Source organism: Micromonospora sp. B9E7, from assembly GCF_039871815.1.
Taxonomy (GTDB): Bacteria; Actinomycetota; Actinomycetes; order Mycobacteriales; family Micromonosporaceae; genus Micromonospora.
In genome coordinates this window covers 12,643-32,470 of the sequence record NZ_JBDPLX010000027.1, presented here as the reverse complement: position 1 = coordinate 32,470, position 19,828 = coordinate 12,643, and the positions used below count along the sequence as shown (strand labels likewise).

At 71.8% G+C, this 19,828-nt stretch carries 18 protein-coding genes; 14 read left to right on the top strand and 4 right to left on the bottom strand.

Translation table 11 applies throughout. The features are described from left to right. Positions 1-72 precede the first annotated feature (72 nt). The 5 genes from ABGB10_RS29795 (at position 73) to ABGB10_RS29775 (ending at position 4,977) form a co-directional block, all read left to right on the top strand. A complete protein-coding gene (locus tag ABGB10_RS29795; protein ID WP_347664312.1) occupies positions 73-1,371 on the top strand; it encodes a sugar ABC transporter substrate-binding protein in 1,299 nt (432 codons plus the stop codon). Positions 1,372-1,385: 14 nt separating this feature from the next. Beyond that, a complete protein-coding gene (locus tag ABGB10_RS29790) occupies positions 1,386-2,378 on the top strand; it encodes a sugar ABC transporter permease (RefSeq protein ID WP_347664311.1) in 993 nt (330 codons plus the stop codon). After that, positions 2,371-3,210, top strand: a complete 840-nt coding sequence (locus ABGB10_RS29785; protein WP_347664310.1) for a carbohydrate ABC transporter permease — start codon at positions 2,371-2,373, stop codon at positions 3,208-3,210. The genes ABGB10_RS29790 and ABGB10_RS29785 overlap by 8 nt, the downstream gene beginning before the upstream one ends. A 29-nt stretch (positions 3,211-3,239) precedes the next feature. Beyond that, the gene (locus ABGB10_RS29780) at positions 3,240-4,616 is read left to right on the top strand and encodes a GH1 family beta-glucosidase (protein ID WP_347664309.1); all 1,377 of its coding nucleotides are present in this window, start codon (positions 3,240-3,242) and stop codon (positions 4,614-4,616) included. Between the two features lie 112 nt (positions 4,617-4,728). Continuing rightward, complete coding sequence (locus tag ABGB10_RS29775; protein WP_347664308.1) at positions 4,729-4,977, top strand: hypothetical protein; 249 nt, start codon at positions 4,729-4,731, stop codon at positions 4,975-4,977. On the opposite strand, the gene ABGB10_RS29770 is transcribed toward ABGB10_RS29775, so the two are convergent. Next, on the bottom strand, positions 4,964-5,545 hold the full coding sequence (locus ABGB10_RS29770) for a nucleotidyltransferase family protein (protein WP_347664307.1): 582 nt from the start codon (positions 5,543-5,545) through the stop codon (positions 4,964-4,966). The two genes, ABGB10_RS29775 and ABGB10_RS29770, sit on opposite strands and share 14 nt — an antisense overlap. Positions 5,546-5,671: 126 nt before the next feature. Here ABGB10_RS29770 and ABGB10_RS29765 point away from each other — a divergent pair, with 126 nt between their 5' ends. The 6 genes from ABGB10_RS29765 (at position 5,672) to ABGB10_RS29740 (ending at position 10,855) form a co-directional block, all read left to right on the top strand. Further along, entirely contained in the window at positions 5,672-6,166 is a 495-nt protein-coding gene (locus tag ABGB10_RS29765) for a 2Fe-2S iron-sulfur cluster-binding protein (RefSeq protein ID WP_347664368.1), read from the top strand. Continuing rightward, positions 6,163-7,146, top strand: coding sequence for a xanthine dehydrogenase family protein subunit M (locus ABGB10_RS29760; protein ID WP_347664306.1), 984 nt, complete (start codon positions 6,163-6,165; stop codon positions 7,144-7,146). Before ABGB10_RS29765 ends, ABGB10_RS29760 begins: the two co-directional genes overlap by 4 nt. Beyond that, on the top strand, positions 7,143-9,224 hold the full coding sequence (locus tag ABGB10_RS29755; protein ID WP_347664305.1) for a xanthine dehydrogenase family protein molybdopterin-binding subunit: 2,082 nt from the start codon (positions 7,143-7,145) through the stop codon (positions 9,222-9,224). The genes ABGB10_RS29760 and ABGB10_RS29755 overlap by 4 nt, the downstream gene beginning before the upstream one ends. A 28-nt stretch (positions 9,225-9,252) precedes the next feature. Then, positions 9,253-9,618, top strand: coding sequence for a metalloregulator ArsR/SmtB family transcription factor (locus ABGB10_RS29750; protein WP_088948476.1), 366 nt, complete (start codon positions 9,253-9,255; stop codon positions 9,616-9,618). After that, positions 9,618-10,259, top strand: coding sequence for an SRPBCC family protein (locus ABGB10_RS29745; protein ID WP_347664304.1), 642 nt, complete (start codon positions 9,618-9,620; stop codon positions 10,257-10,259). The genes ABGB10_RS29750 and ABGB10_RS29745 overlap by 1 nt, the downstream gene beginning before the upstream one ends. A gap of 80 nt (positions 10,260-10,339) precedes the next feature. Next, entirely contained in the window at positions 10,340-10,855 is a 516-nt protein-coding gene (locus ABGB10_RS29740; protein ID WP_347664303.1) for an NUDIX domain-containing protein, read from the top strand. Positions 10,856-10,904: 49 nt separating this feature from the next. On the opposite strand, the gene ABGB10_RS29735 is transcribed toward ABGB10_RS29740, so the two are convergent. The 3 genes from ABGB10_RS29735 to ABGB10_RS29725 form a co-directional block, all read right to left on the bottom strand. Next, the gene (locus ABGB10_RS29735; protein WP_347664367.1) at positions 10,905-12,848 is read right to left on the bottom strand and encodes an ABC transporter ATP-binding protein; all 1,944 of its coding nucleotides are present in this window, start codon (positions 12,846-12,848) and stop codon (positions 10,905-10,907) included. Between the two features lie 75 nt (positions 12,849-12,923). Next, a complete protein-coding gene (locus ABGB10_RS29730) occupies positions 12,924-14,372 on the bottom strand; it encodes an ATP-binding protein (protein ID WP_347664302.1) in 1,449 nt (482 codons plus the stop codon). Beyond that, complete coding sequence (locus tag ABGB10_RS29725; protein ID WP_347664301.1) at positions 14,369-16,027, bottom strand: FAD-dependent oxidoreductase; 1,659 nt, start codon at positions 16,025-16,027, stop codon at positions 14,369-14,371. Before ABGB10_RS29725 ends, ABGB10_RS29730 begins: the two co-directional genes overlap by 4 nt. Positions 16,028-16,179: 152 nt before the next feature. Here ABGB10_RS29725 and ABGB10_RS29720 point away from each other — a divergent pair, with 152 nt between their 5' ends. From ABGB10_RS29720 to ABGB10_RS29710, 3 genes are all read left to right on the top strand, one after another. Next, the gene (locus tag ABGB10_RS29720) at positions 16,180-18,420 is read left to right on the top strand and encodes a hypothetical protein (protein WP_347664300.1); all 2,241 of its coding nucleotides are present in this window, start codon (positions 16,180-16,182) and stop codon (positions 18,418-18,420) included. A 43-nt stretch (positions 18,421-18,463) separates the two neighbouring features. Then, positions 18,464-18,955, top strand: a complete 492-nt coding sequence (smpB, locus tag ABGB10_RS29715; RefSeq protein WP_347664299.1) for an SsrA-binding protein SmpB — start codon at positions 18,464-18,466, stop codon at positions 18,953-18,955. A gap of 442 nt (positions 18,956-19,397) precedes the next feature. Then, the gene (locus tag ABGB10_RS29710) at positions 19,398-19,820 is read left to right on the top strand and encodes a TOBE domain-containing protein (protein ID WP_347664298.1); all 423 of its coding nucleotides are present in this window, start codon (positions 19,398-19,400) and stop codon (positions 19,818-19,820) included. Positions 19,821-19,828: the final 8 nt, after the last annotated feature.

Sequence of the window (19,828 nt, the reverse complement as noted above, 5' to 3'; positions counted from 1 at the left end):
GGCCACCCGTCGCCCGACCCCTATCGGCGACGACGGTCGGCGGACCCCCACCACGCACCGGAAGGGCTGACCGTGTCGAGACGACACCTCGGGATATTCACCGCCGCCGTACTGGCCGCCGCATCGCTGACCGCCTGCGGCGGCTCCGGCGACGACTCCGCAGCGTCGCCCAAGACGCTGACCTACTGGGCCAGCAACCAGGGCGCCAGCCTGGAGGCCGACAAGACCATCCTCCAGCCGGAGCTGGACAAGTTCGAGAAACAGACCGGGATCAAGGTCACCGTCGAGGTGGTCCCCTGGTCGGACCTGCTCAACCGCCTGCTCGCGGCCGCCACCTCCGGCAAGGGCCCGGACGTGGTCAACATCGGCAACACCTGGTCGGCGTCGTTGCAGGCCACCGGCGCGCTCGTCGAGTTCGACGACGCCACCCTGCAGGCCGTCGGCGGCAAGGACCGGATCGTGCCGGCCGCACTCGCCGCCGCCGGGGCCCCCGGCAAGCCGCCGGCCGCCGTGCCGCTCTACAGCATGGCGTACAGCCTGTACTACAACAAGAAGTCGTTCGCCGACGCCGGCATCACCGCACCGCCGACCACCTGGGAACAGCTCGCCGAGTACGGCAAGAAGCTGAGCACCGGCGGCAAGTGGGGCCTGGCCATCGAGGGTGCCAACCCGTCGGAGAACGCCCACCACGCCTTCACCTTCAGCCAGCAGTACGGCGGCGAGTGGTTCGACTCGGCCGGCAAGCCGACCTTCGACACCCCGCAGAACGTGTCGGCGATCAAGCGGTACGTCGACTTCATGGCCGCCGACAAGATCACCAACCCGAGCAACGCCGAGTACGCGCAGAACCAGTCGGTGTCCGACTTCGCCAACGGCAAGGCCGCCATGTTGCTGTGGCAGTCCGCCGGCTCGAACCTGAAGACGCAGAACATGCCGGCCGACGCGTACGGGGTGGCCCCGGTGCCGTTCCTGGCGAACCCGCCGGCCGGTGGCAAGAAGGTCAACAGCATGGTCGCCGGGATCAACATGGCGGTCTTCAAGCACACCAAGAACCGTGACGGCGCGCTGAGCTTCGTGAAGTTCATGACCAGCGACGAGGAGCAGACGATCCTCAACAAGACGTACGGCTCGCTGCCGGCGGTGAAGACCGCGGGCGCCGACCCGGCGTTCAGCGCCACCGAGCAGAAGACCATCCAGGAGACCCTGGTCACCACGGCGGCCCCGCTGCCGCAGGTGCCCGAGGAGAGCACCTTCGAGACCCTGGTCGGCACCGCGATGAAGGAGCTGTTCGCGGACGCGGCCAGCGGCAAGCCGGTCACCGAGGCGTCGGTGAAGGCGAAGCTGACCGACGCGCAGCAGAAGATGCGCTGACCCAGGCGTCACCGATGGCAACCAGCACCACCGCGCCGGACGCCGACCGGCGCGAACCCCGGGCCGGGTCACCGGCACGGAGGCCGGCCCGCCGGCCCCGCGGCCCACGCCGCTCACTCCTGCCGTATCTGCTGCTCGCCCCGGCCATCGTGCTGGAACTCGCCATCCACGTGATCCCGATGGTGGTCGGCGTCTGGATGAGCATGCTGGAACTGACCCAGTTCCACATCCGCGACTGGTCCACCGCACCCTTCGTGGGATGGGAGAACTACCGGGCGACGCTCGACCTGAACAGCGCCGCCGGCAAGGACCTGCTGCACTCGTTCTGGATCACCCTGGCCTACAGCGTGCTCTCGGTCGGGTTCGCCTGGCTGCTCGGCGTCTCGGCGGCGGTCGTGCTGCAGCGGCCCTTCCGGGGGCGGGCGATCCTGCGGGCGCTGTTCCTCACCCCGTACGCCCTGCCGGTCTACGCCGCGGTGATCACCTGGAGCTTCCTGCTGCAACGCGACACCGGCCTGGTCAACCACGTCCTCGTCGACCAGCTCGGGCTGCTGGGCGAGCGCCCGTTCTGGCTGATCGGCGACAACAGCTTCTGGTCGCTGCTGGTGGTGTCGGTGTGGCGCAACTGGCCGTTCGCGTTCCTGTGCCTGATGGCCGGACTGCAGAACGTGCCCGGTGAGCTGTACGAGGCCGCCGCGATCGACGGCGCCGGGTTCTGGCGCCGGCTGCGCTCGGTCACCCTGCCCATGCTGCGGCCGGTGAACCTGGTGCTGCTGCTGGTGCTGTTCCTGTGGACGTTCAACGACTTCAACACCCCGTTCGTGCTCTTCGGCGGTTCCGCTCCGGAGCAGGCCGACCTGATCTCCATCCACATCTACCGCAGCTCGTTCAAGACCTGGGACTTCGGCTCCGGCTCGGCGATGTCCGTGGCGCTGCTGCTGTTCCTGCTCGTCGTCTCGGCCGCGTACCTGCTGATCACCAACCGTCGGAGGGACGACCATGCGTGAGACCGCCGGTGAGCGCTGGGGCCGGCGCATCGTGCTGACCCTGCTCACCCTCTTCGTCGTCATCCCGCTCTACGTGATGGTCACCTCGGCGGCGAAGCCGTTGCAGGACGTGCAGAACGGCTTCACCTGGTGGCCCAGCCGGCCCACCCTGCAACCGTTCGTCGACATGTGGAGCACCGTGCCGCTGGCCCGGTACCTGGTGAACAGCCTGGTGGTGTCGAGCATCGCGGCGATCTGCTCGGTGACGGTGGCGATCTTCGCCGCGTTCGCGGTGAGCCGGTACCGGTTCCGCGGCCGGGGTGTCTTCTCGGTGACGGTGCTGTCCACCCAGATGTTCCCCGGCATCCTGTTCCTGCTGCCGCTGTTCCTCATCTACGTCAACCTGGGCAACGCCACAGGCATCGAGCTGTACGCCAGCCGCACCGGCCTGGTGATCACGTACCTGACGTTCTCGCTGCCGTTCTCGATCTGGATGCTGGTCGGCTACTTCGACTCGATCCCCCGGGGGTTGGACGAGGCGGCGCAGGTCGACGGCGCCGGGCCGCTGCGCACCCTGTTCCAGGTCATCCTGCCGGCCGCCGTGCCCGGCGTCGTCGCGGTCACCGTGTACGCGTTCATGACCGCCTGGGGTGAGGTGCTGTTCGCGTCGGTGATGACCGACGAGGGCAGCCGCACCCTGGCCGTCGGCCTGCAGGGCTACTCCACCCAGTTCAACGTCTACTGGAACCAGATCATGGCCGCCTCGCTGGTGGTCAGCATCCCGGTCGTCGTCGGGTTCCTGGCCCTGCAGCGGTACTTCGTCGCCGGCCTCACCGCCGGCGCGGTCAAGTGAGTCATCCGATCCCAGAGGAGAACCATCCCGTGCCCGACCTGTCCAAGCTGCCACCCGACTTCCTCTGGGGCGTCGCCACGGCGGCGTACCAGATCGAGGGGGCCGTCGACGTCGACGGCCGGGCGCCGTCCATCTGGGACACCTTCTCGGCGACCCCCGGCAACGTCGACAACGGCGACACCGGCGCGGTGGCCTGCGACCACTACCACCGGTGGCCGGAGGACCTGGCGCTGCTGCGTCGGCTCGGCGTGGACGCGTACCGTTTCTCGGTGGCCTGGCCCCGGGTGATGCCCGACGGCGTCGGTCGGGTCAACCCCGCCGGGCTGGACTTCTACGACCGGCTCGTCGACACGTTGCTCGCCGACGGGATCCGGCCGTTCGTCACGCTGTACCACTGGGATCTGCCGCAGGCCCTGCAGGACTCCGGCGGTTGGCCGGAGCGTGCCACCGCCGAGGCGTTCGCCGACTACGCGGCGGTGGTGGCCGCCCGCCTCGGTGACCGGGTGGCCGACTGGAACACGGTCAACGAGCCGCTCTGCGTGTGCTGGATCGGGCACCTGGAGGGGCGAATGGCCCCCGGTGAGCGGGACCTGACCCGCGCGGTGCACGCCTCGCACCACGTGCTGCTCGGCCACGGCCTGGCCACCCAGGCGATCCGGGCCAACGCCGCCCGTCCGGCCTCGGTGGGCCTGGTGCTCAACCTCAGCCCGATCGAGGCGGCGACCGACCGGCCGGAGGACGTCGCGGCGGCCCGCCGGGCGGACGGGCACGTCAACAGGTGGTGGCTGGACCCGATCCACGGGCGCGGCTACCCCGCCGACATGATCGCCACCTACGGCGTCGAGCCACCGGTACGCGGCGACGACCTGGCGGTGATCTCCACGCCCACCGACTTCCTCGGGGTGAACTACTACTTCCGTCAGTTGGTGGTCGACGATCCGACCGGTGCGGCGCCGTACGCCCGGCAGGTGCCGGTCCCCGGATCGGTGGAGACCGCGATGGGTTGGGAGGTGTACCCGGCGGGCCTTGAGCGGCTGCTCGTCGACGTGCACGAGGAGTACCGGCCGGGCCGGATCATCGTCACCGAGAGCGGTTCGGCCTGGCCGGACGAGGTCACCGCGGACGGCACCGTGGAGGACAAGGAGCGCACCGACCACCTGGAGCAGCACCTGGCGGCGTGCGCGTCGGCGGTGGCCCGGGGCGTGCCGCTGGACGGTTACTTCGTCTGGTCGTTGCTGGACAACTTCGAGTGGGCCTACGGCTACGACAAGCGCTTCGGGTTGGTGCACGTCGACTACGCCACCCAGCGGCGGACGATGAAGGCGAGCGGCCTGCGCTACGCCGAGGTGATTCGCGCCCACCAGCGAGCCGCCCGGGCGGCCGGCACCGCGACACCGGTGGCCTGAGCGGCGGGCAGCGCGACGGCCGTCCGGGGGATGACCCTGGGCGGCCGTTCGTGTCCCAGCCGGACCAAACCGCCACCGACCACCACGCCTGTACGCGCTGTCCGCGGCGTTGATGTCGGCTCCCTGGCTGGTGTTCTTCGGCTACCTGCACCGCCACCCGGCGCTGCACGAACGCCGGGTCAGCCCCGGGTACGTGCGGGCGCAGCGACTGCGACCGGTCACCGGCCTCGTCCTGTACGGGCTCAGCGGTCTGCTCGGCTGGTTCGTCAATCCGTTGCTGGGCCTGATCGGCGTCATCGTCATGATCAGCTATCACGCGGTGACCAGCGAGGGGCTGCCTCGGTGGCTCACCCGTCGGTGAGGGTGCGCAGCCGGAGCAGATCGGCCGGGGTGTCCACGTCGACAGGCGAGCCGACGTCGTCGCAGGGCACCTCGACCACCAGGTCCGGACGCTCGCGGAGCAGGTCGCGGGCACCCCGGTCGCCCACGGCGTACCTGTCCAGCAGCGGCCAGGTCCGCCGCCCCAGCAGGATCGGATGACCGGGCCGGCCGGCGTAGGTGGCGACCACCACGACCGCCTCGCCGGCGTACGCCTCGCGTACCCGGCGGACCGCGAGCGGGCTGAGCAGCGGTTGGTCGACGAGGACCACGACCGCGGCCGGCACGTCGGCCGGCAGTGCGGCCAGGCCCCGGCGTAGCGACGAGCCCAGCCCTTCGGACCAGCGGTCGTGGCGCACCGGCACCGCGCCGGGCAGGGCGGGCACCTCGTCGGCGCCCGCGCCGAGCACCACGTGCACAGGTGTGCAGCCGCCGTCGCCGAGCAGCCGGACCCCGCGCCGCACCAGCGGCTCGCCGTCCAGCTCGACCAACGCCTTCGGGCGGCCGTACCGCCGGCCGGCGCCGGCCGCCAGCAACAGTCCGGCGATCACCGTCGTCCCCTCCCGTACGAAGGGCTTTGCGTTATTCGCCCCGAAATATACCGACAAAGCTAGTCTGGGCCGGTGCAGGGCGGACCGGAGAACGCGACGACGACCGACGAGCGCCACTCGTCCCGGGTGACGGTCGAGGTCAACGGCGCCTCCCGCGAGGTGACGCTGGACAACCGCACCACCCTGCTCGACACGTTGCGCGAGCACCTCGGCCTGACCGGGGCGAAGAAGGGCTGCGACCACGGCCAGTGCGGCTCCTGCACGGTGCTGCTCGACGGCCGCCGGGTGAAGAGCTGCCTGGTCTTCGCGGTCACCGTGGACGGCCGGTCGGTGGTCACCGTCGAAGGGCTGGCCGGACCGGGCGAGCTGTCCCCGCTGCAGGCCGCGTTCGTCGCGCACGACGCGTTCCAGTGCGGCTACTGCACCCCCGGGCAACTCTGCTCCGCCCGGGGCATGCTCGACGAGGTCGCCCGGGGCTGGCCGAGCGCGGTCACCGACGACCTGAGCTCACCGACCGAGCTGACCGACGCGGAGATCCGCGAGCGGATGGCCGGCAACCTGTGCCGCTGTGCCGCGTACCCGCACATCGTCGCGGCCGTCCGCGAGACGGCGTCCTCGTGAGGGCGTTCCGCTACCACCGGCCCGCCGACGTGGCGGAGGCGGTCGCCGTGCTGACGGCCGAGTCGAAGGCCGCGTACCTGGGCGGCGGGACCAACCTGGTGGACCTGATGAAACTCGGGGTGCAGCGCCCCGACGTGCTGGTGGACGTGACCCGACTCCCGCTGGACACGGTCGAGGATCTGCCCGACGGCGGGCTGCGGATCGGCGCGACCGTCCGCAACAGCGACCTCGCGGCCCACCCGGCGGTGCGCCGGGACTACCCGGTGCTGGCCCGCGCCCTGCTCGCCGCCGCCTCCGGGCAGCTGCGCAACATGGCCACCACCGGCGGCAACCTCTTGCAGCGCACCCGCTGCGTCTACTTCCAGGACACCGGCAAGGCGTGCAACAAGCGGGAGCCGGGCAGCGGTTGCGCCGCCCTGCACGGCCAGAACCGCGACCTGGCGGTGCTGGACTGGTCCGAGCAGTGCGTGGCCACCCACCCGTCCGACCTGGCCGTCGCGCTGGCCGCCCTCGACACGGTGGTGCAGGTGCACGAGGTCGACGGCCCCCGCGACATCCCGATCGCCGAGTTCTACCGCTCCCCCGGCACCCACCCGGAACGCGAGACCACCCTGACCCGGGGCGCGCTGATCACCGCCGTCCGGCTACCGCCGCTGCCGGCCGCGCGCCGCTCGACGTACCTGAAGGTGCGCGACCGGGCCTCGTTCGCGTTCGCCGCCGGCTCGGTGGCCGCGGTGCTGGACCTCGACGGTGACACCGTCCGCGACGTGCGGTTGGCGTACGGGGCGGTGGCGCACCGGCCGTGGCGGGCGTACCGGGCCGAGGAGGTGCTGCGGGGGCGTCCGTTCAGCCCGGAGCTGGCGGCCCGGGCCGCCGACGCGGAGCTGGCCGAGGCGCGCCCGCTGCGGCACAACGGCTTCAAGCTCCCGCTGACCCGGGCCATCACCGTGCGGGCGCTCAGCGAACTGGCGTCGTCGTGAGCACCGGGGCGGTCGGACGGGCGTACCCCCGGTTGGAGGGCCCGGAGAAGGTCACCGGCACGGCCCGGTACGCGGTGGAGTACCCGGTGGACGGGGTCACCTACGGCTGGGCGGTGCCGTCGGCGGTGGTCCGGGGTCGGATCACCCGGGTGGACGCGGCGGAGGCGCTGGCGTCGCCGGGCGTGCTGGCCGTGCTGCACCACGGCAACGCGCCCCGGATGGCGCCCGGCCCGCAGCCGGAGTTGTGGCTGCTGCAGGAGCCGGCGGTGCACTACCGGGGGCAGTACGTCGCCGTGGTGGTGGCCACCAGTCTGGAGGCCGCCCGCGAGGGTGCCCGGTTGGTCCGGATCGACTACGACGCCGGTCCGCACAGCACGGTGCTCACCGACGACCATCCCGGCCTGTACAAGCCGGACCAGGTCAACCCCAGCTATCCGACGGACACTGCCGAGGGTGACTTCGACGCCGGGTACGCGGCCGCCCCGGTGCGGTTGGACGTCACGTACCGGACGCCGGCGTACCACAACAACCCGATGGAGCCGCACGCCACGACGGCGCAGTGGCACGACGGGCGGCTGCTGGTGCACGACTCCACCCAGGGCGCGTCACCGGTCCGCGCCACCCTCGCCGAGCTGTTCGAGCTGCCCCCGGAGTCGATCCGGGTCGTCGCCGAGCACGTCGGCGGCGGCTTCGGCAGCAAGGGGTACGCCAAGGCCTCGGTGGTGCTGGCCGCGCTCGCCGCCCGACACGTGGACCGCCCGGTCAAGCTGGCGTTGACCCGCCAGCAACTGTTCGGGCCGGTCGGCTACCGCACCCCCACCATCCAGCGGGTCCGCCTCGCCGCCGACGCCGACGGGCGGCTCACCGCGATCTGCCACGACGCGATCAGCCAGACGTCGACCATCCGGGAGTTCGCCGAGCAGACCGCCGTCTACACCCGCAGCATGTACGCCGCGCCGCACCGCCGCACCACGCACCGGTTGGCCCGCCTCGACGTGCCCACGCCGTTCTGGATGCGCGCCCCCGGCGAGTGCCCGGGCGCGTACGCGCTGGAGTCCGCGATGGACGAACTGGCTGTCGCCGTCGGTCTCGACCCGGTGAAGCTGCGCATCCGCAACGACACCGCTGTCGACCCCGACCAGGGGCGGCCGTTCACCAGCCGCAACCTGGTGGACTGCCTGCGCGAGGGTGCCCAGCGGTTCGACTGGGCCGGCCGGGACCCGACGCCCCGCGCTCGGCGCGACGGACGCTGGCTGATCGGCACGGGGGTGGCCGGGTCGAGCTACCCGGCCCGGGCCAGGCCGTCGACCGCAACCGCAACCGCCCGGTCCGACGGGAGCTTCCTGGTCCGGATCAACGCCACCGACATCGGCACCGGCGCCCGCACGGCGATCTGGCAGGTGGCCGCCGACGCGCTCGAGGTGCCGCCCGAGCAGGTGGAGATCCAGATCGGGGACAGTGAGCTGCCGACCGCCCCGTTGGCCGGCGGCTCGATGGGCACCGCGAGCTGGAGCTGGGCGGTCATCCGCGCCTGCCAGGCGCTGCGGGAGAAGCGGCGCACCAACCCCGGCGAGGTCACCGCCGAGGCCGACACCTCAGACGAGGTGGGCGGGCAGCCCGCGCTGCCCCGGTACGCGTACGGGGCGCAGTTCGTCGAGGTGCGGGTGGACGCCGACACCGGCGAGGTACGCCTGAACCGGCTGCTCGGCGTGTTCGCCGCCGGCCGGGTGGTGAACCCGACGACGGCGCGCAGCCAGCTCATCGGCGGCATGACGATGGGGTTGTCGATGGCGCTGCACGAGGAGGGCCTGCTCGACGAGCGGTACGGCGACTGGGTCAACCACGACCTGGCCACGTACCACATCACCGGCTGCGCGGACGTGGAGTCCATCGAGGCGTACTGGCTCGACGAGCGCGACGACGAGCTGAACCCGGCCGGGGTGAAGGGCATCGGTGAGATCGGCATCGTCGGCACCGCTGCGGCGATCGCCAACGCGGTGCACCACGCGACCGGCGTACGGATCCGGGACCTGCCGATCCGCCTCGACAAACTCATCGGATCATCAGAGTTGGCTTAAATAAGCGGGCAGTGATACAACTGTCGTCGTGCACGCCTTCGACGTGCTGGGCGATCCGGTCCGGCGCCGCATCCTGGAGTTGCTCGCCGACGGCGAGCAGACCGCCGGCGCGGTCAGCGCGGTCATCCGCGACGAGTTCGGCATCTCCCAACCCGCCGTGTCCCAGCACCTCAAGGTGTTACGGGACAACGGCTTCGCCACCGTGCGGCCCGAAGGCACCCGGCGGCTGTACGCGGTCGACCCGCGCCCACTGCGCGAGGTCGACGGCTGGCTGGAGCACTTCCGCCGGTTCTGGACCCCACCCCTGGCGGCACTCGCCACCGAGCTGGCCCGGGGCCGACGCGAACGTCGACTCCGCGGGCCCGCCGACCCACCCGACGAGAGGAACACCTGATGTTCGACGCGACCGAGCAGATCAACGCCGTCCAGCGCAAGGTCGGCAGCCGCACCCTGGAGGCCGGCGAGGCTCGGGTGACCACGATCAGCCAGACCTACCAGGCGACGGTCGAGGACCTGTGGGACGCCTGCACCAACGCCGAGCGCATTCCACGCTGGTTCCTGCCGATCTCCGGCGACCTGCGGCTGGGCGGCACGTACCAGCTCCAGGGCAACGCGCACGGCACCATCGAGACCTGCGAACCGCCACGCCGCTTCACCGCCACCTGGGAGTACGGCGACGAGGTGAGCTGGATCGAGGTGCAGCTCACCCCGGTCGACGACGAGCGGACCCGCCTCGACCTGGACCACATCGCGCACGTCGACCAGGACCGGTGGGCGCAGTTCGGGCCGGGCGCCGTCGGGGTCGGCTGGGATCTGGGCCTGCTCGGGCTCGCCTCGCACCTGGCCGGCGACGGCAGCGGCATCACCCCGGACCAGGCTGCCGAGTGGACCGCCTCCGATGAGGGACGACGGGCCATGGAGTTGAGCAGCCACCTGTGGTGCGAGGCGAGCATCGCCGCCGGCACCGACGCCGACGAGGCGAAGGCCGCGGCCGAGCGCACCACCGCCTTCTACACCGGCACCCCCGAGGTCTGAACCCGGGGCCGGGGCGCGGGGCGGCGGCGCGGGGCGGCGGCGCGGCAGGTTGGTGGGTTGTCGGAGTAGCGTGCTGCGGCATGAACGGCACGCCGTACTCGCACTGCTCCTACTGTGGCGTCGCCTACCCGCCGGCCGCCGGCTGGCCCCGGGTCTGCGCGGCCTGCGGCGAGACCGTCTGGCGCAACCCGCTGCCCGTGGCGGTCGCGGTGCTGCCGGTCCGCACTGCTGAGGGCCTGGGCGTGGTGGTGGTCCGCCGGGACATCGAGCCGGCCCGCGGCCTGCTCGCGCTGCCCGGCGGCTTCATCGAGTACGGCGAGGAGTGGTCCGACGCACTCGTCCGTGAGCTGCGGGAGGAGACCGGCCTGGTCGCGGCGGCCGAGGATGCCCGACTGTTCGCGGTGCACGGCGCCCCGGCCGGCGGCACCATGATGATCTTCGGGGTGCTGCCCGAGCAGCGGGCCGAGGACCTGCCAGTGTCGGCGCCGACCGAAGAGGCGACCGAGTGGCTGGTGCTCACCGACCCGGTCGAGCTCGCGTTCTCCACCCACACCCGGGTGCTCGCCGACTTCCTCACCCCCGACCGCACCACCTGAGCCCGCCCCGACGCGACGGGCGTGATCGAGCGGGTGCCCGGGTGGATGGTCAGCGGGGCAGGGCGTCGTCGCTGCCGGTCAGGTAGCCGCTGGCCTGCAGCTCGAACAGCTCCCGGTAGAGGCCGCCGGACGCCATCAGCTCGTCGTGGTTGCCCTGCTGGACGAGTCGACCTCGTTCCAACACGAAGATCCGGTCGGCGTGCCGGACGTTGGCCAGCCGGTGGGTGATCAGGACGACCGCCCGGTCGGGGCTGCGGCGTAGGTGTTGGAACAGGGCGTGTTCGGCGCGGGCGTCCAGGGCCGCCGAGGGTTCGTCGCAGATCAGCAGCGCCGCGTCCCGGTACAAGCCGCGGGCGGCGACCAACCGCTGCCACTGCCCGCCGGACAGCTCGTGGCCGTCCTTGAACTCCCGGTCGAGCAGGGTGTCGTAGCTGTTCGGCAGACCGACGATCATGTCGTGCGCGGCAGCCGCGCCGGCCGCCTCCTGCACGCTCGGGCCGGATCGCTCCGGTGGACGGTCGTGCCGCCCCACCCGGATGTTCTGCCCGGCGGTGAACGGGAACTTCCAGTATTCCTGGGTCATCACGGCCACCTGGCCACCGAGGGCGCGTGGGTCCAACTCGACGGCGTCGACGCCGTCCCAGCGGATCACCCCACCGGTCGGCCGGTACAGCCCGGCGATCAGCTTGGCCAGGGTGGTCTTGCCGGAGCCGTTCTCGCCGACCAGCGCGATCACCTCCCCTCGACGGACGGTCAAACTCACCCGGTCCACGGCCGGCGTGTCGGTGTCCGGATAACTCAGGCTCACCTCGTCCACCTCGATCACCTGGACGGCGTCGGCCACTCGGTCGCCACCGATCGGCACCCGGGCGTGGGCGCGGGCCAGGAAATCCCGGTAGTCCTGGTAGTAGAGGGCGTCCTCGTAGAGCGAGTTCGTGGCGATGACCGCGACACCCAGGCTGTTCCGCGCCGACTGCAGGGCGAGCAGGGCGGTGGCCGCGGCGGCGAGGGCCACCATCCCGGCCAGCAGAAGGCCACCGAGCACCGCGTACACCCCGAAGGTGGCCACGCCCGCGACGGTCGCGCCGGCGACCCGCGTGCCGGTCTGCGCGCGGACCAACCGCAGTTGGGCCCGGGTCTCGACGGCCATCACGCCGCGATACTCGCTGAGGAGGAAATCGCGCATCTGGTACGCGCGCACCTCGGCGGCGGTGTGCCGGTTGGCCATCAGGTGGGCCAGCATCCACATCCGACGCTGTCGGGTGATCCGGGCCAGCATCGCCAGGTACTCACGGCGGGCCATCCGCACCGCGGTGATCGCCTGGGGCACCGCGGCGAGCAGCAGACAGGGCAGCAGCAGCGGTTGGATGACCGTCACCGCGACGGCGGTGGCCAGCATGCCGACCACGCCGGTGACCAGGTTGACCGTGTGGTCGACGATGTACGCGGCCTCCGCCATCCCCCGGTCCCGGGCCCGGTCCATCTCCTCGGCGAAGCCGGCGTCGTCGAACGCGGCCAACTCCACCGCCGTGGTGGCCTCGAACAGGCGCAACTCCACCTGATAGTTGATCTGTGGGGTCAGCCGGGCCTGCGCCCAGCCGGCCGCGATCGCCAGGCCGCCGCGCGCCGAGACCGCCGCCGCCGCCACGACCAGCGCCGGCAGGGCCGCCCGGACCCGGTCCGGTGTGGGACCGACGGCGAACAACTCGCTCAGCACACTTGTCGTGGCCAGCAGACCGAACGTGGTCATCACACCTGCGGCGACGTTCAGGCCGATGGAGGCGACGGTGTCCCGACGGTTGGTGGCCCAGGCCAGACCGACCGCCTCGCGAACCAACCGGGGCAGCCGGCGGGCCACCGCCCAGAAGCCGGTGTGGGCGAACTCGTGCGCGTGATGCAACCAGTCCGGGTCCTCCAGGTCCGGCAGCATCGTGCCGGTCGGCGGATCACCCGGCTGGTCGTCGTCCTCGGCGGCGGTGCGCTGGCGGGCCATCGACTCCACGGACCCTCCTCGGGGCGGGGATCACCAACGCTGCCCGAGACTACTGCCGGCGACGGCCCGCTGTCTCTAGGTAGCCGGCGCGTCGTCCGGCGCACCCTCCACGATCGGCAGCAGCACCCGGAACGTGGTCCGCCCCGGCTCGGTCTCCACCCGGATGTCGCCGTGGTGCTTGTGCACCACGATCCGGTACGAGATGTCCAGCCCCAACCCGGTGCCCGCGCCGACCGGCTTGGTGGTGAAGAACGGCTCGAAGATTCGCGGCCGCACCTCCGGCGGGATACCGGGACCCGTGTCGGTGATCTCCACCGCCAGCAGGTCGCCGACGAGTCCGGTGCGGACGGTCAACACACCCTTCTCACCCATCGCGCCCAACGCGTTGTCGATCAGGTTGGTCCACACCTGGTTCAGCTCGGCCGCGTACGCCGGAACCGGCGGAAGGCCACGGTCGTACTCGCGGACCAGCTTGACCTCGGCGGGGATCTTCCCCTTGAACATCACCAGCGTGGCGTCGAGCAGGTCGTGCACGTCCACCACCCGGTGCGGCGCACGGTCCAGCTGCGAGTACTGCTTGGCGGCGCCCACCAGGCCCGAGATCCGGGTCACCGCGTCGCCGATCTCCCGCATCAACAGTTCGGTGTCGACGGTGTACGTGAGCCACCGCACCGCCGCCTCCAGGTCGGCGGGGCCGACCGCGGCCTTCACCCGCGCCAACCAGGCCGTGTCGAGCCCGCCACCGACCAGGATCGGCGCCAGGTCCCAGGCACCGTCGACTCCGCGCTCCTCCAGCCAGTCGGTGAGGGCGTCCTCCGCGTCGGCGGTGGCCACCGGAGTCAACTTCGGCGCGGTGGCGACCCGGGCGACGGCCTCCTCCTGCAACGCGACAAGGCCCTGCAGGGCGCTGCCGTCGAGCCGACCGTCAGCGATCATCGCGAGCTTGTGGCGCATCCCGGCAACCCGGTCACGCAACACCGACGTCGCCCGCACCGCCGCCGCAGCCGGATTGTTCAGCTCGTGGGTCAGCCCCGCCGACAGCGAGCCGAGGGCCAGCAGCCGCTCCCGTTCACCGACGATGGCCTGCGAGTCCCGCATCCCGAAGAACAGCCCCTCCAACAGGTGCATGGGCATCGGGAACCAGGACCGCAGGGCGTACGCGAAATCCTCCGCCGGCAGCACGAAGAAGTCCGCGTCGGTCACCGCCCGCAGGCTGTTGCGGTAGACCTGGTCGACCTGGTCACCCAGGTACGCCTGGGTAGCTCCGCCGTACACCCCGCGCTGCTCGGTCCGGCTGACCTCCACGTCGTCGCCGTGCACCAGACGGCTCAACGCCACCGCCCCGCGCACCAACACGAAGAAGCAGGTCGCGGGCTCGCCCTCCGCGTACACGAGAGTCCCCCCGGCCCGCTGCTCGACCCGGCCACGCTCGGCCAGCCAGTCGAGCTGCCCGTCGTCGAGAGCCTCGAACAGGAACAGGGTACGCAGCTGCGCAGGTGTCAGCCGATCAGACTGAGTGGTCATTGGGCCTCCAGGTAGCGGTGCACGAGCGAGACGGCCATCGCGCCCTCGCCGACGGCCGAGGCGACCCGCTTGACCGACTCGGCCCGCACGTCGCCGGCGGCGAACACGCCCGGCACGCTGGTCTCCAGGTGGTACGGGTCGCGGGACAGCGACCAGCCCGCCGGCCGCCGCCCTCCGGCCAGCAGATCCGGGCCGGTGACGATGAAGCCGCGCCCGTCGCGGACCAGCACCCCGTCCAGCCAGTCGGTGCGCGGCTCCGCACCGATGAAGATGAACAGCCACGAGGCGTCGACCGAACGGGCCTCCCCGGTGCGGGTGTCGCAGAGGGTCAGCCGTTCCAGGTGCCCCTCCCCGGCCGCACCGACCACAGCGGTGTGCGGGTGCACGGTGATCCGGTCGATCCGCTCCAACTGGTCGATCAGGTACCGCGACATCGAGGCGGTCAGGTCCGCACCACGGATCAGCAGGTGCACCCTCGACGCGTACCGGGAGAAGTGCACCGCGGCCTGCCCGGCGGAGTTGGCCCCGCCGACGATGTAGACGTCCTGCTCGACGCAGCTCGGCGCCTCCGTGGCGGCGGCGCCGTAGAACACCCCCCGGCCGGTGAAGTCGGCCAGCCCGGGGACGTCGAGCACCCGGTACGACACTCCCGTCGCCAGCACCACCGTGTGCGCCGCGATCTCGCTGCCGTCGCCGAAACGCAGCAGCCGGGCACCGCCCGCCTCGCTGAGCCCGACCACCTCCCGGGCGCTGAGCAGCTCCGCGCCGAACTTCACCGCCTGCCGCCGGGCCCGGTCGGTCAACTGTGCGCCGGAGACGCCGTCCGGGAAACCAAGGTAGTTCTCGATACGGCTGCTCTGGCCGGCCTGCCCGCCGGTCGCCCGCCGCTCGACGAGCACGGTACGCAGCCCCTCCGACGCCCCGTACACGGCCGAGCCGAGACCGGCCGGGCCGCCGCCGATCACCACCAGGTCGTAGAAGTCACACGCCGGCACCACCGTCAGACCGGCCAACGCGGCCAGCTCGGCCTCGCTGGGGGCGATCAGCGCCTTGCCCTCGGGGGTCACCACCAGCGGCACGTCCGCCTCGGTGGCACCGGCCGCGTCGAGCAACCGGACACCCTCCGGGTCGTCGGACAGCAACCAGCGGTACGGCACCAGGTTGCGGGCCAGGAAGTCGCGGACCTTGAACGACGGCGCCGACCACCGGTGCCCGACGACCCGGATCTCGGCACTCGCCGCGTCCGGCGTGGCCGCCCACGCCTCCAGCAGCCCGTCGACCACCGGGTACAGCTTCTCCTCCGGCGGATGCCACGGCTTGAGCAGGTAGTGGTCCAGGTCCACCACGTTGATCGCCTCGATCGCGGCGTCGGTGTCCGCGTACGCGGTGAGGAGCACCCGCCGCGCGGCCGGGAAGATGTCCATGGCCGCCTCGAGGAACTCCACGCCGGTCATCTCCGGCATCCGGTGGTCGGCCAACAGCAGCGCCACCTGTTCGCCACGCAGCTTGACCTCCCGCAGCGCGTCCAGCGCCTCCGGCCCCGACGAGGCCCGCAGTACCCGGTAGCGGTCGCCGTAGCGGCGCCGGACGTCCCGGGCCACCGCCCGGGACACCACGGGGTCGTCGTCGACGGTCAGGATCACCGGATTCGCCATGGCGCCATGAAACCACCTGCCGTGGGTCGACCGCACCATCGCGGGACCCGGCTCACGGTTGACCGCCTCGGGGATGGGTAAGCCGGGGAGCCGCGCGGGTGGCCGGGGCATCGACAACCCGCCCGGTTGCCGCGCACACCTCCGGGGGGCCCATGGCGGACGCGACACCGACCGCACCGACGCCGTCGAGCGGAATCGTCGAGTTGCGGGTGCACGGTGTCTCCGGCGCGGGGGCGGACCAGGTGTTGGACCGACCGCACGTGCACCAGGTCGCCGGAGACCGCAGCGGCGGGTTCTACCGACCGCGCCCCGGCTACCCGGACTCGACGGGAACCGACGGGGTGACGCTGGAGGCGTACCGCTGGAGCGACCTGCCGTCCGGCACCGCCGTCCGGACGCTGTCGCTGGTGTTCCTGCTGCCGTTCATGCTCTGCAACGTTGCGCTCTGGATGCGCCCGGCGAACCGTGGCGCGAAGCACACCATCCTGGCGCTGTGCCGGGTGCTGGCCCTCACTCTCACAGCGCTCTACGTGCTCTCCATCGTCGGGGTGGCGCTGGACCTGATCGCCTGGCGCTGCATGGACACCCCGTCGTGCCTGGCCGGCCGGACCTGGCTGTCCTGGCTCGGCGGGCGGCCCACCGGGCTGCGCCTGGGCGTGCTGGCGCTCGTTCCGGTCGCCGCCATCGGGCTCGTCTGGCAGTTGGGCGCCCGCCCGAGCCACTCGTTCGACGCGTTCCGGACCCCGATCGGACCACCAGCTTCCAAGCACCAGTTGAGCGCCGTCGGCCAGTGGGACGGAGAGCCACTGGTGGGTCGACTGCGCTCGGTCCACGTCGCGGCCGCGTTCGCCACGCTGGACGCCAGCCTGCTGGCCGCACGAGCCAGCCAGCACCGCTCGTGGGTGATGGCGACGCTGCTGGTGGCCACCGGGGCGGTGCTGCTGGCCTGCCTGGCCCTGGTCACCGTGGTGCCGAGCATCGACCGCACCGACCCGGCGCCCCGGGTCGACGGCGTCTGCCGCGGGCTACGCACGATCACCGTCGGCCTGACGATGCTGGTGATCGTGCACGTCGTCATCAGCCCGGCGCCGTGGCCACAGGGCGGTGTGCTACCCGGTTACAGCGCAATCGTCGCCTGGCTGTTCGTCAGCCAGACGGTGCTGGTGGTCGCGCTCGCCGCGCTGGTGATCTGGCGGCGAGGTGGCGGTCAGCGCAGGTCACCGCTGCGCGCGTTGGGAGCGCCGGTCTTCATGACGATCTCGGCCGGGCTCGCCGTGGCGTTCTCGGCCGAACTGGTCTACCGGGTGGCGGACCTGCTCGATCGCGAGGGAACGACTGCGGACGGCCTGGAGACCAGCCCTCCCCTGGCGTACAAATGGGCGATCTTCGGGTTTTTCCTGGCGGTGGTGACCGCGCTGCTGGTGGCCGGCCTGGTCACCAGGGTGACCCGGCGCGGGCGGCGGCGGGCCGCGCGGGCGATCGTGGCCGCCGACTTCCCGCACGCGCCGCCGCAGGCGGCGGCGCGGCTGCGCCGGGTCGAGCAGGCGGTGGCCCGGGCCCGTTTCACCGAACGGTTGGAACCGCTCTCCGTGGTGTACGCCGTCCTGGCGGCGTTCGGCCTGGCCACCAGCGTGCTCGGCCTGCTCCAACTCCTACCGGGCGACGTGGCGCAGCGCTACGTCGGAGTGCCGGAGGGCATGGTCAACTTCCTGATCGGGTCGGGTAGCTACGTGATCGCCGCGATCCTGCTCGGCCTGGTGGTGGGCGGCATCTTCGCGTACCGGACAGCGCAGTTCCGCCGGTACGTGGGTGTGCTCTGGGATCTGGGCACCTTCTGGCCCCGGGCGGCGCACCCGTTCGCGCCGCCCTGCTACGCCGAACGGGCCGTGCCGGAGCTGGCCAAGCGGATCTCCTACCTGGTGGAGCAGGGGCATGGTGTGCTGCTGGCGGGACACAGCCACGGCTCGGTGCTGCTCGCCGCCACGGTTCTGCAACTGCCCAGCCGGATCACCGACCGGGTCGCCCTGCTGACCTACGGGTCGCCGCTGGGCCGGCTGTACTCCCGGCTGTTCCCGGCGTACGCCGACGAGCCGGCGCTGCGGGAGATCGGCGAACGGGTCGGTTGGCGTTGGCTCAACCTGTGGCGCGACACCGACCCGATCGGCGGCTGGATCTTCGCCTCCCATCGTCCGGGGGAGGCCGAGACGCTGACCGGGCCGGCGGCGACGGTGGACCGCCGACTGACCGACCCGGCGGATGTGGTGCCCGCCCCCAGCGACAGCGTGCCACCACCGATCCTCGGACACTGGCCGTGCGAGTCGCAGGAGGCGTTCACCGAGGCGGAGCGGGACCTGACGGCGCGACTGCGCCCTGCCCCCCGGGCGCCCGGCTGAACCAGCCGGCGCGGTGGCTCCGGCGGCCGGATATCGTCGCGGGGTGACTCCGTCCAAGCAGCCCGAACGCCGGCTGATCGCCTCGAACAAGAAGGCCCGGCACGAGTACACGGTGCTGCGTACGTACGAGGCGGGCATCGTGCTGGTCGGGACCGAGGTGAAGTCGCTGCGCGAGGGACGGGCCTCGCTGGTCGACGCGTTCGCGCACGAACGCGACGGCGAGATCGTGCTGTACGGCCTGCACATCGCCGAGTACGCCTACGGCACGTGGACCAACCACGCTCCCCGCCGCAACCGCAAGCTGCTGCTGCACCGGGCCGAGATCGACCGGATCCTCGACAAGGTCCGCGAGGGCGGGGTGACCATGGTCCCGCTGTCCATGTACTTCGAGAACGGCTACGCCAAGGTCGAGTTGGCTCTGGCGAAGGGCAAACGCTCCTACGACAAGCGGCAGACACTGGCCGAGCGCGACGCCAACCGGGAGATCGCCCGCGAGTTGGGCCGGCACCTCAAGGGCCACCCCCGCCGCCCCTGAGCTGGTTCCGCACGCCCAGGCGGCAGGCGTTTCGGGCGGGCCGCCCTTGTTGTCGCGCTCACGTGGCCTTCGTGCGGCTGCCGTCGCTCCCGCGCGGGGCCTTCCGGCGAGTGGCCCGACCGCTGACCCCGGACGCCCGCCCAAGATCCGCGCAACAACAGGGAATGCGCTGTCTCAACTCGCCCCGAGGCAGCACCTTCCCCGAAACTGCACAGATTTTGGGCGGGCGTCGACGCGTCCCCCACCACGATCGCGCTCGATCCAGGATGTAGTGGCCTCCTCGACACACCGACACCACTCGATCCTGGATATAGCACGATCTTGGTGCCACCCCGAGGCGCCGGCAGTTGGGCGCATGTGCTGGCGCGAAATCCTGATCCTTGCGCGAATGCTGGCCTTCTGGACCTTCCGTGCTTGCAGATGCGGGCGATAGGGTCAGCCGGTGACGACGTTCCGGATCGGCGAGGCAGCCGACTTGCTCGGTGTCAGCTCCGACACGATCCGCCGCTGGGTGGACGCCGGGCGGCTGACGGCCGGGCGCGACGAGCACGGCCACCGGGTCATCGACGGTGTCGACCTGGCCGCGTTCGCCCGCGCTCAGGCCGCCGACCCGGTTGCGGGCGCCGAGTTCTCCTCCGCCCGCAACCGCCTGCGCGGCATCGTCGTCGACGTCCGCAAGGACACGGTGATGGCGCAGGTCGACATCCAGGCCGGTCCGTTTCGCGTCGTGTCGCTGATGAGTCGGGAGGCGGTCGACGAGCTCGACCTGCGCGTCGGTTCGGTGGCCGTCGCGGTGATCAAGTCGACAACCGTGGTGGTGGAACGGGCCGCACCCGCCCAGACCAGGGGAAGGACCGCCGGATGAGCGCGCGG